Origin of the sequence: Euzebya sp., assembly GCF_964222135.1 — a bacterium.
In the GTDB taxonomy this organism is placed as follows: Bacteria; Actinomycetota; Nitriliruptoria; order Euzebyales; family Euzebyaceae; genus Euzebya.
Map to the genome: position 1 here is coordinate 50496 of NZ_CAXQBR010000051.1, position 14293 is coordinate 64788.

General features: G+C 73.5%; 13 protein-coding genes, 2 tRNA genes and 1 pseudogene. 6 read left to right on the forward strand and 10 right to left on the reverse strand.

All coding sequences use genetic code 11. The annotated features are described in order from the left end of the window. Positions 1 to 7 precede the first annotated feature (7 nt). The 3 genes from ACEQ2X_RS11865 to ACEQ2X_RS11875 form a co-directional block, all read right to left on the reverse strand. Positions 8 to 94, reverse strand: a tRNA-Ser gene (locus ACEQ2X_RS11865). Between the two features lie 230 nt (positions 95 to 324). Beyond that, positions 325 to 1320, reverse strand: a complete 996-nt coding sequence (locus ACEQ2X_RS11870) for a 2-hydroxyacid dehydrogenase (protein ID WP_370326024.1) — start codon at positions 1318 to 1320, stop codon at positions 325 to 327. 40 nt (positions 1321 to 1360) lie between these two features. Next, entirely contained in the window at positions 1361 to 2227 is an 867-nt protein-coding gene (locus ACEQ2X_RS11875; protein WP_370326025.1) for an alpha/beta fold hydrolase, read from the reverse strand. Positions 2228 to 2289: 62 nt separating this feature from the next. On the opposite strand from ACEQ2X_RS11875, the gene ACEQ2X_RS11880 reads away from it, so the two are divergent. From ACEQ2X_RS11880 to ACEQ2X_RS11895, 4 genes and pseudogenes are all read left to right on the forward strand, one after another. After that, a tRNA-Ser gene (locus ACEQ2X_RS11880) sits at positions 2290 to 2381 on the forward strand. Between the two features lie 67 nt (positions 2382 to 2448). Beyond that, positions 2449 to 4395: a cell wall-binding repeat-containing protein gene (locus tag ACEQ2X_RS11885; protein WP_370326026.1), complete on the forward strand. Its 1947-nt coding sequence runs from the start codon at positions 2449 to 2451 to the stop codon at positions 4393 to 4395. 108 nt (positions 4396 to 4503) lie between these two features. Further along, positions 4504 to 4860 (forward strand): annotated as a pseudogene (locus ACEQ2X_RS11890) (ArsR/SmtB family transcription factor); the annotation flags it as partial. Next, positions 4749 to 5351 (forward strand): SRPBCC family protein, encoded by a 603-nt coding sequence (locus ACEQ2X_RS11895; RefSeq protein ID WP_370326027.1) that lies wholly within the window; start codon positions 4749 to 4751, stop codon positions 5349 to 5351. The pseudogene ACEQ2X_RS11890 and the gene ACEQ2X_RS11895, both read left to right, overlap by 112 nt. A 15-nt stretch (positions 5352 to 5366) precedes the next feature. Here the strand turns inward: ACEQ2X_RS11895 and ACEQ2X_RS11900 are convergent, their stop codons facing one another. The 5 genes from ACEQ2X_RS11900 to ACEQ2X_RS11920 are packed head-to-tail and all read right to left on the reverse strand — an operon-like array spanning position 5367 to position 10917. Beyond that, the gene (locus tag ACEQ2X_RS11900) at positions 5367 to 7430 is read right to left on the reverse strand and encodes an NAD(+) synthase (RefSeq protein WP_370326062.1); all 2064 of its coding nucleotides are present in this window, start codon (positions 7428 to 7430) and stop codon (positions 5367 to 5369) included. After that, entirely contained in the window at positions 7430 to 7978 is a 549-nt protein-coding gene (locus ACEQ2X_RS11905) for a CinA family protein (protein ID WP_370326028.1), read from the reverse strand. Before ACEQ2X_RS11905 ends, ACEQ2X_RS11900 begins: the two co-directional genes overlap by 1 nt. Before the next feature lie 54 nt (positions 7979 to 8032). Further along, positions 8033 to 8965 (reverse strand): GGDEF domain-containing protein, encoded by a 933-nt coding sequence (locus ACEQ2X_RS11910; protein ID WP_370326029.1) that lies wholly within the window; start codon positions 8963 to 8965, stop codon positions 8033 to 8035. Positions 8966 to 9015: 50 nt separating this feature from the next. Further along, positions 9016 to 10308, reverse strand: coding sequence for a hemolysin family protein (locus ACEQ2X_RS11915; protein WP_370326030.1), 1293 nt, complete (start codon positions 10306 to 10308; stop codon positions 9016 to 9018). A gap of 18 nt (positions 10309 to 10326) precedes the next feature. Beyond that, on the reverse strand, positions 10327 to 10917 hold the full coding sequence (locus ACEQ2X_RS11920; protein ID WP_370326063.1) for an arsinothricin resistance N-acetyltransferase ArsN1 family B: 591 nt from the start codon (positions 10915 to 10917) through the stop codon (positions 10327 to 10329). Positions 10918 to 11034: 117 nt separating this feature from the next. Between ACEQ2X_RS11920 and ACEQ2X_RS11925 the strand changes: the two genes are divergently transcribed. Beyond that, a complete protein-coding gene (locus ACEQ2X_RS11925) occupies positions 11035 to 11907 on the forward strand; it encodes an exodeoxyribonuclease III (protein ID WP_370326031.1) in 873 nt (290 codons plus the stop codon). Positions 11908 to 11949: 42 nt separating this feature from the next. Here ACEQ2X_RS11925 and ACEQ2X_RS11930 read toward each other — a convergent pair whose 3' ends face one another. Beyond that, positions 11950 to 13104: a YihY/virulence factor BrkB family protein gene (locus ACEQ2X_RS11930; protein ID WP_370326032.1), complete on the reverse strand. Its 1155-nt coding sequence runs from the start codon at positions 13102 to 13104 to the stop codon at positions 11950 to 11952. A 180-nt stretch (positions 13105 to 13284) separates the two neighbouring features. Here ACEQ2X_RS11930 and ACEQ2X_RS11935 point away from each other — a divergent pair, with 180 nt between their 5' ends. Continuing rightward, a complete protein-coding gene (locus ACEQ2X_RS11935; RefSeq protein WP_370326033.1) occupies positions 13285 to 13584 on the forward strand; it encodes a hypothetical protein in 300 nt (99 codons plus the stop codon). A 7-nt stretch (positions 13585 to 13591) separates the two neighbouring features. Here the strand turns inward: ACEQ2X_RS11935 and ACEQ2X_RS11940 are convergent, their stop codons facing one another. Continuing rightward, positions 13592 to 14239 carry a class I SAM-dependent methyltransferase gene (locus ACEQ2X_RS11940; protein WP_370326034.1) on the reverse strand — a complete coding sequence of 216 codons (648 nt, stop codon included), beginning with the start codon at positions 14237 to 14239 and terminating at the stop codon, positions 13592 to 13594. Positions 14240 to 14293: the final 54 nt, after the last annotated feature.

The following is a 14293-nucleotide window of genomic DNA, read 5'->3' on the forward strand; positions in this document are numbered from 1 at the left end:
TATCTTGCGGAGACGGTGGGATTCGAACCCACGGGACCGTTGCCGGCCCGACGGTTTTCAAGACCGTTCCCTTCGTCCGCTCGGGCACGTCTCCTGGGCCGCGCAGTGTAGAGGGCGCCCAGAGGCGTGTGACCAACGGCCTCCACCCGGCGGGGATGGAGGGGCTCGTCGCGAGCCCGTGGGGCGATGGCGGGACCCAGTCGGGCGGTGGAGGGCTCGTCATGCGCCCGTGGGGCGATGGCGGGACCCAGTCGGACGGTGAAGGGCTCGTGATGCGCCCGTGGGTCGATGGCGGGACCGGCGTCGCGGGCGTGAGCCGCCGCCTCACGCGACCCGGTGCAGCTCCCCCTCACCCGTCTCGAACGCCGACGCGTTCGCCAGCGTCGTGTCGGCGATGTTCTCGAGCGCCTCGCGGGTGAAGAAGGCCTGGTGGCTGGTGATCAGCACGTTCGGGAAGCTCAGCAGCCGGGCGAAGGTGTCGTCGGTGATGATCTGCTCGGAGCGGTCCTCGAAGAACAGGTCGGCCTCCTCCTCGTAGACGTCGATCGCCAGCCCCCCGAGGTGGCCCGACCGCAGGGCGTCGACCGCCGCGCTCGCGTCCACCAAGCCTCCCCTGGAGGTGTTGACCAGCAAGGCGCCCTGGGGCATCTCCGCGAACCGGTCGGCGTCGAAGAGGTGGTGGGTGTCGGCGGTCAGGGGGCAGTGCAGCGACACGATCTGCGACCGGGACACCAGCTCGTCGAGGTCCACGTAGGTCCCGCGCAGTCGCACGATCTCGTCGTTCGGGTAGGGGTCGTAGGCCAGCACCTCGCAGTGGAAGCCGCGCATCAGCCGCGTGAAGACCGTGCCGATCGTCCCGGTCCCGACGACCCCGAGGGTCTTGTTGTGGACGTCGAACCCCTCCAACCCCGCCAGCGAGAAGTTCTGGTCCCGCACCCGCGAGTACGCGCGGTGCAGCTTGCGGTTCAGCGCGAGGAGCAGGGCGACGGCGTGCTCGGCGACCGCGTAGGGGGAGTAGGCGGGCACCCGCGCCACCTCCATGCCCAGCTCCCGTGCCCGCGGCACGTCGATGTGGTTGAACCCCGCCGACCTGGTGAGGACCAGTCGCACGCCGTGCTCGGCGACCGTGGCCAGGGTCTCGGCGTGCACCTCGTCGTTCACGAACACGCAGACGGTGTCGTGCCCCTCGGCGAGCGCGGCGGTCTGGGGGGTCAGCCGCGGTTCGTAGAAGGTCAGCTGGTGCGGTGAGCCCATCCGCTCGTTCGTGGCGGTGAGGTAGGTGCGGTCGTACGGCTTGGTGCTGAAGACGGCGATGCGCATCGCCGCCGATCCTCGCACGCCCGCGGCCGGACCGATGTCGTCAGCCCGCCCGCGCCACGAGGTCCGCGACGCGATCGGCGATGGCCGGCGCCTGGTCCTCCTGCAAGAAGTGCTTGGCCGGCAGCCTCGTGGCGGATCCCACGTCGGCCACGGCGACCGCGGTCTCACCGAACGGCGACCACGCCAGCGCCGGGTCGCGGTCCCCCCAGATCACCTGGCGGTGCGGGACCCCGCGGATCGCCTCGAGGTGCTGGCGGGACTTGGCCGCCGTCGTCTCGTAGGACCGCATGATCCGGAGGAACGCCCGGCCGCCGTCGTCGCGCATGAGCAGGTGCCGGTGGGCGGCGAGCTCCGCGTCGGTCGCCGCCGACCGGTCGGCCACGCCCTGGGCGCGCATCAGCCGCACGAACAGCCAGTCGGTCTGCCCGCCCAACCAGGCGCGGTCGAGCAGCGGCCAGGTGAACGGCCGCATGACCGGGGGAGGGGTGAACGAGCCCACGTCGGTGATCGTGTTGAGCAGCGTCACCGACCGCACCGCGGCCCCGAGGTGCGTGATCGCCTCGAACCCCACCGGCCCCCCGATGTCGTGGACGACCAGGTGCACCGGGCCGTCGACCAGCGCCTCGATCGCCCGCGCGGTCCACCGCCCGAGCCCGGTCCAGGTGTAGTCGAGATCTCCTGGCCGCTCGGCGAACCCCAGCCCCGGCAGGTCCGGCGCGATCGCGCGCAGCCCCCGGGCGGCCAGCTCCGCGACCACCTTCCGGTACACGTAGGACGACACCGGCACCCCGTGCAGGCACACGACCGCCGGCCCCTCCCCGCGGTCCAGGGCGAACGTCCGCACGCCGTCGACCACGAGGTCCCGTCCGGCCCGCCGGTGGGCGGCGATGATCCCCTCGGTGTCCATGCGGCCAGACGCTACCCCGGGGCTGCGCACCCGCGGGGGGCGCACGTACACTGCCGGTCCCTGGAGGCGTCGCATAGCCCGGTCTAGTGCGCGTCACTGCTAATGACGTTGGGTGTAACAGCCCTCGAGGGTTCGAATCCCTCCGCCTCCGCCAACGATGCGCTAACGGGGCCGGCGCACGCCGCCCCGCCGCACGGGACGAGTCCTTACGGTGAGGCGCCATGGACCTCCCCCGCCTGCGACCCGCCCGACGCCTCACCGCCCTCGTCGCGGTCGCGCTGCTGACCACCTCGCTCGCGAGCCCACCCGTCGGGGCCGTGCTCCCCGGTGGGAACGGGACGGTGTACGTCGAGACCGACAGCCTGATGGTGGCCTACGAGCCCGGCGGGGCCATCCGCGCCGTCGAGGGGCCGATGCGGCTCCAAGACCTCGACACCGCGTCGGTGTCACCCGACGGCCGTCGCCTGCTGGTCGAGACCGACGGCGGCATCGGGATCATGGACGTCGAGGGGGAGCAGGGTCCCCAGACCCTGATCGAGGGCTTCGTCGGCTCGCCCACCTGGTCGCCTACCGACCCGGACCTGTTCGCCTACGCGAACGGCCAGGACTCGATCGACCTGTGGTCGCTCACCGACGGCCACCAGGGGACGGTCGTCGCGATCGACCTCGAGGCCGAGGGCTTCCCCGAGGACCTCGAGTGGGCGTCAGACGGCACGCTCTACGGCTACGGGGAGATCTTCGGGTCGAACGTGGCGAGCCTCTACCGGGTCAACGTCGCCGCGCGCACCCACACCCGCGTCGAGATCGCCAACGGGACGTTCGCCTCGCGGATCGGCTCGGCGTCACCCGACGCGACCCGGTTCGCCTACGAGTGCGAGATCGAGGGGCCGGGGTACGCCGGCGGCCCGACCAACGCGCAACGCGGCGTGTGCCTGTACGACCGCGACGGCCAGCTCATCCGGTTCGTGAACCCGCTCGGCACCGCCCAGCAGCTCGAGCTCCCGGTGTGGTCGCCCGACGGCCAGCGGCTCGCGTACGTCTACGACTCCGAGGACACCCTGTACACCTCCGACCCGGCCGGGGGCAATCTCACCTCGGTGACCGACGCCGACGCGTTCGAGGTGACCCGCGCCATCCTGTGGGCGCCGACGGCGGCCGGGCCGCCCGCCGGCGAGGCGCCGCTCGCGCCCGGCGGGTTCGACGGCGATCCGACGACCACGGAGCGGGCGGACTTCACCGACCCGACGGCCTACGCGGTGGCCGTGTCGGCCGCGCGGTTCGGCGACGGCGACGCCGAGGTCGTGGTGCTGTCGCGCGACGACGAGTTCCCCGACTCCCTCGCCGGCGCGGCGCTCACCGGGGACGGACCGCTCCTGTTCACGAGCCCGACGTCGCTGCCCGCGGCCACGGCGACGGAGATCGACCGGGTCCTCGCCCCCGGCGGGACGATCTACCTGCTGGGCGGCAGCGCGGCCATCTCTGCGGAGGTCGAGGCGGAGCTCGCGCAGTCCGGCACCGTCGAGCGACTCGCTGGCCCCTCACGCGTCGAGACCAGCGTCGCCGTCGCCCGGGAGGTGCTCGGGGCCGGGGCGTTCGCCGGCGACGGCGTGCGCGTGGCCGTCGCGCGGGCCGGCGGGCCGGCCGACAACCCGACCGCCGGGTGGGCCGACAGCGTGTCGGTGGGCGCGTGGACCGCCGCCGACCGCATCCCCACCGTGGTGACCCCCACCGATCAGGTGCACCCGGCCGTCGCGGCGTTCGTCGACGAGGTCGGCGTCAGCCAGACGATCCTGCTGGGCGGCACCGCCGCGCTGTCGGCTGATGTGGAGGCCGCACTCCCCAACCCCCAGCGCATCGCCGGCGACTCCCGGGCCGGGACGGCCGCGGCCATCGCCAGCCAGCTGGTCGGCCGTCCGGATGACGGCACCCGCGAGCTGGTGGTCATCAACGGCTACCGCCCGGACGGGTGGCTCTTCGGCCTGCCGGCCGCGGGGCTCGCCGCCGATGCCGGCGCCCCGATCGCCCTCGGCGACGACCCGGTGCCGCCCGAGACCCTCGCGCTCGCCTGCGGTCCGGAGACGATCGACGTGCTGCTCGCCGGCGGCCTCGCCGTCCTGGGCGACGCGGTGGCGACCCAGCTCGACGCGGCGCCCGCCTGCGGGGCCTGAGGGGGCACCCGCCGTCACCCCGCACCGTCTTCAACCGATGGGTTGACAACGACGGTCCACTCGTGTTCACTCCTCCTCAACCAATCGGTTGAACACAGAGGAGGTGACATGCCGGCCGACGCGCTCTCCCGGGTCTTCTCGGCCCTGTCCGACCCCACCCGTCGCGACATGGTCGCGCGGTTGGCGGACGGGGACGCGACCGTCAGCGAGCTGGCCGAGCCCTACGACGTGAGCATCCAGGCGGTGTCCAAGCACCTGAAGGTGCTCGAGGACGCCGGCCTGGTCAGCCGCAGCCGGGACGCCCAGCGCCGACCGGTGCACCTCGAGGCGGAGGTGTTCGACCTCATGACCAAGTGGATCGAGCGGTACCGCCGCCAGGCCGAGGCGCGCTACCGCCGCCTCGACGACGTCCTGGCCGGCATGCCCGACGACCCCGGGTCCCCTCCCCCCCCCCCCCAGACAGGAGACCCGCCAGGACCGCCACCCGCACCCACGAGACCGAGATCGCTCTGGACGACCGGGTCCCCCTGGTCCGCATCACCCGCACCTTCGACGCCCCGCCGGCGAAGGTCTTCCGCGCCCACGTCGACCCCGACCTGTTCGTGCAGTGGATGGGGCCCCGCGACCTCGAGATGGCCATCGACCACTTCGACTGCCGGACGGGCGGCTCGTACCGCTACGTCAACCGTGAGGGCGACCAGGAGTACTGGTTCTTCGGCGCCTTCCACGAGGTCCGCCCTGACGAGCTGATCGTCCAGACCTTCACCTTCGAGGGCATGCCCGACGGGGTCACGCTCGAGAAGCTGCGCTTCGAGGACCTCGGCGACGGCCGCACCCGGCTGACCGGAACCTCGCTGGTCGACTCCTTCGAGGACCGCGACGCGTTCGTCGCGAGCGGCATGGAGGTCGGCGTCCGCGAGGGCTACGAGAAGCTCGACGAGCTGCTCGCGAGCTGAGCGCCCCGAGGATCCCTACCGCGCCCCGCCCGGCACCCGGCTGCGCAGCTCCGCGAGGAACGGCGCGGCGGTCCCGTCGGACGGGGCGCGCCAGTCCCCGCGCGGGGACCGCGACCCGCCGCCGGACACCTTCGGCCCGTTCGGCAGCGCCGAGCGCTTGAACTGGCTGAAGCCGTAGAAGCGCTCGAGGAACACCTCGAGCCACCGGACGATCGTCGGCAGGTCGTAGCTGCGGCGGTCGGCCTCGGGGAAGTCCACCGGCCAGGACCCGCGGGCCGCGTCCCGCCAGGCGTGCCAGGCGAGGAACGCGACCTTCGAGGGGGCCTGGCCCTGGCGGAGCAGGTGGTAGAGGAAGAAGTCGTGCAGCTCGTAGGGACCGATCTTCGCCTCGGTGGACTGCAGCTCCTCCTCCTCGCCCTGGGGGACCAGCTCGGGGGAGATCTCGGTCCCGAGGATGTCGCCCAGGACCGCATCGGTCTCGGCGTCGAACTGGTCGGTCGAGATCGTCCAGCGGATGAGGTGCTGGATCAGCGTCTTCGGCACGCCGGTGTTGACCGCGTAGTGGCTCATCTGGTCACCCACCCCGTAGGTGCACCAGCCGAGGGCCATCTCGCTCAGGTCACCCGTGCCGACGACGAACCCGCCCCGGTGGTTGGCGATGCGGAAGAGGTAGTCGGTCCGCAGCCCGGCCTGGACGTTCTCGAAGGTGACGTCGTAGACCTCCTCGCCGCGGCTGAACGGGTGATCGAGGTCGGCGAGCATCTGCTCGGCCGCCGGGCGGATGTCGATCTCCTCCGCGCTGACGCCCATCGCCTCCATCAGCCGCCAGGCGTTCGACTTCGTCGTGTCACCCGTCGCGAACCCCGGCATGGTGATGCCGAGGATGTCGCTGCGCGGCCGCCCCAGCCGGTCCATCGCCTTCGCGGCGACGATCAGCGCGTGGGTCGAGTCGATGCCCCCGGACACGCCGATGACGAGCTTCGGCTCGCCCGTCGCCGTCATGCGCCGCGTCAGGCCGTCGACCTGGATGTTGAACGCCTCGTAGCAGTCCTCGTCCAGCCGCTCGGGGTCGCTCGGCACGTAGGGGAACCGCGGGATGTCGCGCCGGAGCCCGGTGTCGTCGCTCCGGGGCTCGAGCGCGAAGCCGATGCGCCGGAACCGCGCCTCAGGTGACCCCGCCGCCCGTGCGGCATCGCCGAAGGTCCCGGTGCGCGTCCGCTCCAGGCGCACCCGCGCCAGGTCGACGTCGCTGACGAGCAGCGCGGCGCTGTCGGCGAACCGCTCGGAGGCGGCGACCTGCTCGCCGAGCTCGAAGACGAGGCTCTGGCCGTCCCAGGCCAGGTCGGTCGTGCTCTCACCCGGGCCGGCGGCGGAGAAGATGTACGCGCTGGCGGTCCGCAGGGAGTGGGAGGCGCACAGCAGCGCCCGGTCCCGGGCCTTGCCGACGACGATGTTCGACGCGGACAGGTTCGCGATGACCAGGGCACCGGCCAGCGCCGCGTGGGTGGAGGGGGGGATCGGCGCCCAGTAGTCCTCGCAGACGTCGACGGCGATCACCGCGTCGGGGTGGTCGGTGGCCGCGAACAGCAGGTCGGTCCCGAAGGGCACGGTCCGTCCGGCGGCGGTGATCTCCGCGCCGACGATGCCGGCGCCGGGGGAGAACCAGCGCTTCTCGTAGTACTCGCGGTAGTTCGGCAGGAAGCTCTTCGGCACCACCCCGAGCACGTCGCCCCGGTGGACCGCGACCGCGCAGTTGTAGAGCCGGTCGCCGCGGAGCAGCGGCACGCCGATCAGCAGGAGGGGGTGGAGGCCCTCGGTCGCGGTGACGACCCGGCGGAGGGCGGCGTCCACGGCGACGCGCATGCCCTCCTGGGTGTGGAGGTCGTCGATCGCGTAGGAGGAGAGGTTCAGCTCCGGGAACACGACCAGGTCGGCGCCCTCGGCGTCGGCTCGCTCGGCCAGCTCGATCGTCGTGTCGGCGTTGACCGCAGGGTCCCCGACGGTGGCGCGCGGCGTGGCGGCGGCCACGCGGAGCATGCCGTGGCCGTGGATCGAACCGAAGGCCTCAGGTCCGGGGATCACAGCGTCTCCTCCAGCAGCTGCAGCGCACCGCGCAGGACGCCCTGGCGGACCGCCCCGCGCCCGACGGTGCCGAGGTGCAGCTCGCGGTGGACGGTGGGGCGGCCGGTGCGCGCGACGGCCAGGTGCACCAGCCCCGGCTCCCGACCCGATCCGGTGAAGCCCGTGACGGCGATGCCGACCTGGGCGTTCGCGTCGTCGAGCAGCCCCTCGGCCATGGCCACCGCCACCTCACGGCTGACCGCCGTGTGCCGCTCGATCACCTCGGGGTCGATGCCGAGCAGCTCGCACTTCGCCATCGGGTCGTAGGTGACGAGCCCGCGGTCGAACACGTGGCTGACCCCCTCCACGTCGGTGAACAGCGACGCCAGCAACCCACCGGTGCAGCTCTCGGCCGTCGCCAGCTTGAGGTCACGGGCGCTCAGGTGCTGCAGGACCCGCCGGATGCGGCGCTCGAGGGAGAGGTCGACCACGCCCGCGAGGGTCTCGGCGTCCCGCTGCGGGTCGCTGCCGGGCAGGGACGACGGCCGTCGTGCCGGGGCGGACATGCGGGGTTCCTCTCGTGTCGGGGCGCGGGCGGGCGGATCGTAGTCCGCCGCTCCTCACCCCTTGCCCGCGAGCGGCTCCCTCACACCCGCCGGCACCATCCCGGCCCCGCGCAGCTTGTGGGCGTACATCCGCTGGTCGGCCCGGTCGATCGCCGTGGCCAGGTGGTCGCCGGTCCCGAGCTGGGTGATCCCGAAGGACCACGCGGCCCGCGAGCTGTCGTGGAGACGTCGGACGAGCTCCTCCGCCGCGGTGACCCCGGTGCGGGGCAGCAGCAGCACGAACTCGTCGCCGCCGTAGCGGAACAGCCGGTCGCCGCGGCGGATGCCGGCGCGCCACTCGGCGGCCAGGTCGACGAGCAGCTGGTCGCCGGCGCCGTGGCCCGCGGAGTCGTTGACGCACTTGAAGTCGTCGAGGTCGATCAGCACCAGGCTGACCGGGTCCCCCGTGCGGATCGCCGTGATGAGCTCGGACTCCACCGCCGACTGCAGCGCCGCGCGGTTGTGGGCCCCCGTCAGCTGGTCGGTCGTGGCCATGCCGGTCAGTCGGGTCAGGAGGGTGGCGAGCACCTCGACCGCGATCACCAGCGTGACCGCGATCACGAGCCAGGAGGCCCACCCGCTGCGGACCACCGGGCTGAACGCGAACCCGACCCAGAGGGCGACCGCGCAGACGATGGCGTAGGCCCGGGCGACCGGGCGGGGGTGCACCACGGCCGCGTACATGCCCAGCCACACGAATGACACGCCGCCGGACGCGACGCCCTCACCGGTGGCGGCTGCGGCCATCAGCGCCGTGGCGGCCACCAGGTACACGGCGCTGCAGAGGTGCAGCAGCCAGGCCCGGGCCGGCGTCCACCACACGATCAGCGCCAGGGCGCCGCCGACTCCCGCGAGGATGCCGTCGAGGACCCGCGGGGTGTCCGGCGTCGCGGGCCGGATGGCGCCGACCAGGCAGAGCGCGGCACCGAGAGCCAGCATCAGCGCCATGCACCACACCTGTGGTGGCCGCTCGCGCCACCAGCCTCCTCGGATCACGTCTACTCCGTCCCCGTGCGGTCGTCGCCCTCCTGTCGGCTGTCGGGATCCGGAGCTGAGGGGTCCGGGGTGAGCTCCACCAGGCGGACGGTGCGGTCGGTCGCCTCGACCACCTCGATGCGCCAGCCCGATGCCACGACCACCTCGCCTGCGGTCGGGACGTGGCCGAGCTCGGCCAGCACCAGGCCCGCCAGGGTGGTGTAGTCGCCGGCGGGAAGGTCGACGCCGATGTCGGGCAGGTCGTGGATGGGGTAGGCGCCGTCGACGCTCAGCCGTCCGTCGTCGTGGTGGACGACGGCCTGGACGTCCGGGTCGGCCTCGTCCCAGATCTCGCCGACGAGCTCCTCGACCAGGTCCTCGATGGTGATGAGTCCCTCGGTGCCGCCGTGCTCGTTGATCACCACCGCCATCTGCTGCCGGTCGGCCTGCATGCGCCGGAGGGCGTCCAGGCAGCCGACGGTCTCGGGGAGCACGAGGGCTGGCTGGACGTGCGGCTCGACGGTCCCCTCCGCCTCGACCAGGGCGCGCAGGTGGACGGTGCCGAGCACCTCGTCGAGGTCGCCGCGGATCACCGGGGCGCGGGTGTGCCCGGTCGCGGCGAGGCGGCGTGAGGCCTCGCGGACGTCGCTGTCACCGGGCAGCGCGACGATGGCGGTGCGGGGGACGAGGATCTCGCGGAGGGACCGGTCGGCGAACTCGAACGCCCCGTCGATGATCCGCCGCTCGGTGTCGGAGAGCTCCGGCTGCGCGGCGACCATGTCGCGCAGCTCCTCCTCGGTGATCTGCTCGCGCTGGGCGTCGGGATCGACCCCGACCGCGCGGACGACCAGGTCGGTGGAGGTGGCCAGCAGCCACACCGCCGGCCGGGTCAGCGTGGCCAGGGCCGCGAGGGGACGCGACGCGAGGAGGCCCCAGCCCTCCGCCCGCTGCATCGCCACCCGCTTGGGTGCGAGCTCCCCGAGGACCAGGGTCACGTAGGTCAGGACCAGCGTGACCAGCACGACGCTGACCGGCTCGGCGGCACCGCCCAGGACGCCGCGGAGGGGCTCGACCAGCGGCTCGGCCAACGTCACCGCGGCGGTGGCCGACGCCATGAACCCGGCGAGGGTGATGAAGATCTGGATGGTGGCGAGGAACTGGTTGGGATCACGCGCCAGGCGGGCCAGCGTCCCGCCGGCGCGACCACGCTCCTCGAGGCGGGCCAGCTGGCTGTCCCGCAGGCTGACCAGCGCCATCTCGCTGCCCGCGAACGCGGCGTTGAGGAGGACCAGCACGAGGACGAGGACGACTTGCAACCACAACGAATCCACAGATCACTCCGGGTGGGGGCGGCCGGCGATCGTCGCCAGCCCGGCCGCGAGGACCACCTCCATCATGCCGTCCGGGAGCTCGGTCAGGGGTGTGGGAGGGGAGGGGGCGGCGCCGTCGTCGCCGAGGGGCCGCTGCCACCAGCCCACGTCGCACCAGCGCCCGTGCTTGTGGCCCACCGCGGTGAACGTCCCCAGGTGCGTGAACCCGACCGCCTCGTGGAGGGCGGCGCTGGCGGGGTTCGGCAGGGTGATGCCGGCGTAGGCGTTGGCGTAGCCCTGGGCGGCCAGCAGGTCGAGGAGGGCGGTGTAGAGGGCCCGGCCGAGCCCCTGCCGGCGGGTGTCGGCGTCGAGGTACACCGACACCTCCACCGACCAGGCGTAGGCCGGACGGGCGCGGTGGCGTCCGGCGTAGGCGTACCCCAGGACCTCGTCGTCGCGGTCGGCGACCAGCCACGGCCAGGTGGGGACGGTGGCGGCGATGCGGTCTGCCATGTCCCCGGCGGTCACCGGGACGGTCTCGAAGCTGGTCGTCGTGTCGCGGATGACGGGGTTGTAGATGGCGGCCACGGCCGCGCCGTCGTCGGGGGTGGCCAGGCGCAGGGATGTCACGGCGGCGGATCCTGGCGCCTCGCCGCCTGCGGGTCTAGTCCCCGCGCCGCAGCAGGCTCTCGGTCACCAGGGGGCGCGGACGGGGTCGATAGGCTTCTCGCGATGCGCGTCGCCACCTACAACGTCAACTCGTTGCCGGCCCGCCTGCCCCGGCTCGTGGCGCTGCTCGACGAGCACCGCCCCGACGTTGTGCTGGTGCAGGAGACCAAGTGCGCGCCGGAGGCCTTCCCCCACCGCGAGCTGGCCGAGGTCGGCTACCTGGCCGCCGACCACTCCGGTGGCCGGTGGGCCGGGGTGGCGGTGCTCGGCCGTGCGGCGCTGGGGGTGGACGACGTCTCGATCGGCCTGCCCGGCGAGCCTGATCCCGACCAGGCCCGCTGGGTCGAGGCGACGGTGGGTGGCGTCCGGTTCGTCAGCACGTACGTGCCCAACGGCCAGCGGGTCGGCACGCCGACGTTCGTCGCGAAGCTGCAGTTCCTCGACGCGATGGCCGACCGGGCCCGACGGCTCGCGGCGGACGGGCCGACCGTCATGGGCGGCGACCTGAACGTCTGCCCGACCGACCTCGACGTGTGGGACCCGGTGCAGCTGCACGGCGGCACCCACGCGACCGACGACGAGCGGTCGCGTCTGACGGCGATCGTGGACACCGGGTTCGTGGACACGTTCCGCCACCACCGCCCCGACGAGCCGGGCTACACCTGGTGGGACTACCGCGCCGGGCACTTCCACAAGGGCTACGGGTTGCGCATCGACCTGGTGCTGGCCACCGAGCGGCTGGCGCGGGGGATCACCGCGGCGACGGTCGACCGGGAGTACCGGAAGCCGACGAAGGTGCGGGAGTCCAAGCCGTCCGACCACGCCCCGCTGCTGGTCGACCTCGACGCCGAGCTCACCCCCGGGCCGTCGGCCACCGACGACCCGGTCGCCGCCGTCGCGGACCGCGCGGGCGCTGAGCAGCTCGGCCTCCTGTAGCGCTCCTCTCGGGCTGCGGGGTCTCGGGGATCGCGCGGTGCGTCAGGCGGCGACTGTGTCGGCCGGTTCCGCACCGCGCTGGCCGAGGGGCCGCGGCGCACCGGTCGTGGTGTCCCGCGCGGTCTGGCGCTCGGACTCCGCGTTCAGCTCGGCGCCGACCAGGATGACCAGGGCGGACAGCTGCAGCCACAGCATGAGCACGATCACGCCGGCGATCGCGCCGTAGGTCTCGCCGTAGCTGCCGAAGTTGTCGACGAAGAACGAGAAGCCGACCGACACGAGCAGGAACAGGACCGTGGCCAGGACCGCCCCGGGCGAGAGCCACGACCACCGGGCGTCCTCCCGGTCCGGTGCCAGCCGGTACAGCACGGCGAGCGACACGACGATGAGCAGCGCGAGGAGCGTCCACCGGGCCACCTGGGCGCCGATCGTCCCGGCGACCCCCAGCCCGAGGGAGTCGATGACGGGCGGCACCACCGCGATGAGGCCCACGGCCACCCCGAAGAAGACGATGGCGCCGAGCGTGAGCGCCAGCGCCAGCGCCCGGCCCTTCACGAAGCCGCGGTCGTCGGTCTCGTCGTAGGCCAGGTTCAGCCCCTTCACGAGCATCCCGACCCCGCCCGAGGCGCTCCACAGCGCACCGAGGATCGAGACCACCAGGGAGATGCTGAGGGTCGACGACTCGCTGTCGGCGATGGACTCGAGCTGGGTGCTGATCAGGTCCCGTGCGGAGGCGGGGAGGGTCTCGGCCAGGTCAGCGGCGTGCTGGGCGGCGGTGCCGGGGTCGGTGACGAGCCCGTAGATGCTGATCGCGGCGATCATCGCCGGGAACAGCGCCAGCAGGCCGGCGAAGGCCACCGCCGCGGCGATCATCGGCACGTTGTCGGCGGACACCTCCTTCCCGGTCCGCTTCAGGACCGCGACCCATCCGCTGCCCGAGATCTCGGTCGGGGTGCGAGCCAGGTGGCCGTCCGCGCCGCCGCGGCTGCCAGTCCCCTCGACCTCGTCGACGGTCGGCCCGGTCGCGGCGGGGCCCGTCGCCGTCGGGTCGATCGCGACCGGCTGCACATCCGCGGTCCCAGCGGCGCCCGCCGCGGTCTCGGGGTCCGTCGGTCGGTCGCTGGCGCTGCTGCGGCTGGCCAGCACGGTGCGTGCCGCGAGCCCGATCCCGAACAGCATCAGCAGCCTGCGGATCATCGGGCACCTCGGCGGTGGCGGACGGCGACCGGTCGGGCGGGGGCGGGTGCGGTGGCGCGCATGTCGGGTCCTCCTGTGCAGCGGTCGGGCTGCACCCCATCCCTGCCCCGTCCCCGAGGGGTGGAACCCGAACCCACGCGCTGGCGGGCCGAGGACATCGCGGTGCTAGCGTCGGTGCCCATGGCCATGCGCACCGCACCCGTCGTCGCCGTCGGACTGCTCGGCGGCTACCTGACCGCCCGCGAGACCGGCAACCGACCCCTCGGCGGTGCGGTCCTCGCCGCCGCCGGCGTGGTCGCCGGCCGTCGCTGGCAGCGCACGGTCGGGCCCGCCGCCACCGCCGGGCTGACGGCGGTGTACCTCCTCGGGTTCGGGGCGTCCCACCCGCTCGCGAAGAAGATCGGGGCGTGGCCGTCCGTGCTCAGCGCCGCGGCGACCAGCGCGCTCGCCGCGCACGTCGTGGCCGATCGCCGGGCCTGAGCCCTGCTCAGCCCCGGGCGATCCCGTGGATCCGCGTCCGGGTGTGCACGTTCTGCCAGCCGGTGTCGATCGGGTCGCAGGTCACGTCGTCGAAGACCCGGTGGACGACCGCGCCCAGGTCGCGGTCGACCTGGCAGCCGTTGAACACGTAGGTGTGCACGCCGCGGAGCAGCCGCTGCCCCCATCGCGTCGCGGTCCCCTCCGGCGCGCGGACGTGCTCGTAGAACACGTACTGCCCGCCGGGGGCGAGGATGCGGCGCACCTCCGCGACCGCGGCGTCCGGATCGCCGACCCCGCAGAGGACCAGCGTGCCGACCACGCTCGGGACCGCGTCGTCCCCGAGGTCGATCGCCTCCGCGGACCGGGTGCGCACCTCGAGGTCCACGCCGGCGTCGGCCGCCGCTCGCCGCAGCGGCTCGTGCATCGCCACGTTCGGCTCGATCCCGATCACCGCGGTGCCGGCCGGGTAGTAGGGCATGTTCGCCCCCGCGCCCGGGCCGATCTCGACCACGGGGCTGGCGAGGTCGCCGAGCACCCGCCGCTTCCACGCGATCACCGCGGCCGGCTCGAGGTCACCGGAGCGGCGCATCAGCCGCGCCTCGAACCGGTCCCGTCGGGTCGGTCGCGGCGTGGCGTCGGCGGGCGGCTCGGACATGGTGGCGGAGCCTAGTGCGCCCGGTCGCGTGCGGTGGCGGGTGCAGGATGGCCT

What these genes read in the sequence shown, in the direction of transcription:
- ACEQ2X_RS11870 (WP_370326024.1), bottom strand. Translation starts at nt 1,320, where the DNA reads ATGCGCATCGCCGTCTTCAGCACCAAGCCGTACGACCGCACCTACCTC.
- ACEQ2X_RS11875 (WP_370326025.1), bottom strand. Translation starts at nt 2,227, where the DNA reads ATGGACACCGAGGGGATCATCGCCGCCCACCGGCGGGCCGGACGGGAC.
- ACEQ2X_RS11885 (WP_370326026.1), top strand. Translation starts at nt 2,449, where the DNA reads ATGGACCTCCCCCGCCTGCGACCCGCCCGACGCCTCACCGCCCTCGTC.
- ACEQ2X_RS11905 (WP_370326028.1), bottom strand. Translation starts at nt 7,978, where the DNA reads ATGTCCGCCCCGGCACGACGGCCGTCGTCCCTGCCCGGCAGCGACCCG.
- ACEQ2X_RS11910 (WP_370326029.1), bottom strand. Translation starts at nt 8,965, where the DNA reads ATGGCGCTGATGCTGGCTCTCGGTGCCGCGCTCTGCCTGGTCGGCGCC.
- ACEQ2X_RS11925 (WP_370326031.1), top strand. Translation starts at nt 11,035, where the DNA reads ATGCGCGTCGCCACCTACAACGTCAACTCGTTGCCGGCCCGCCTGCCC.
- ACEQ2X_RS11930 (WP_370326032.1), bottom strand. Translation starts at nt 13,104, where the DNA reads ATGATCCGCAGGCTGCTGATGCTGTTCGGGATCGGGCTCGCGGCACGC.
- ACEQ2X_RS11935 (WP_370326033.1), top strand. Translation starts at nt 13,285, where the DNA reads ATGGCCATGCGCACCGCACCCGTCGTCGCCGTCGGACTGCTCGGCGGC.
- ACEQ2X_RS11940 (WP_370326034.1), bottom strand. Translation starts at nt 14,239, where the DNA reads ATGTCCGAGCCGCCCGCCGACGCCACGCCGCGACCGACCCGACGGGAC.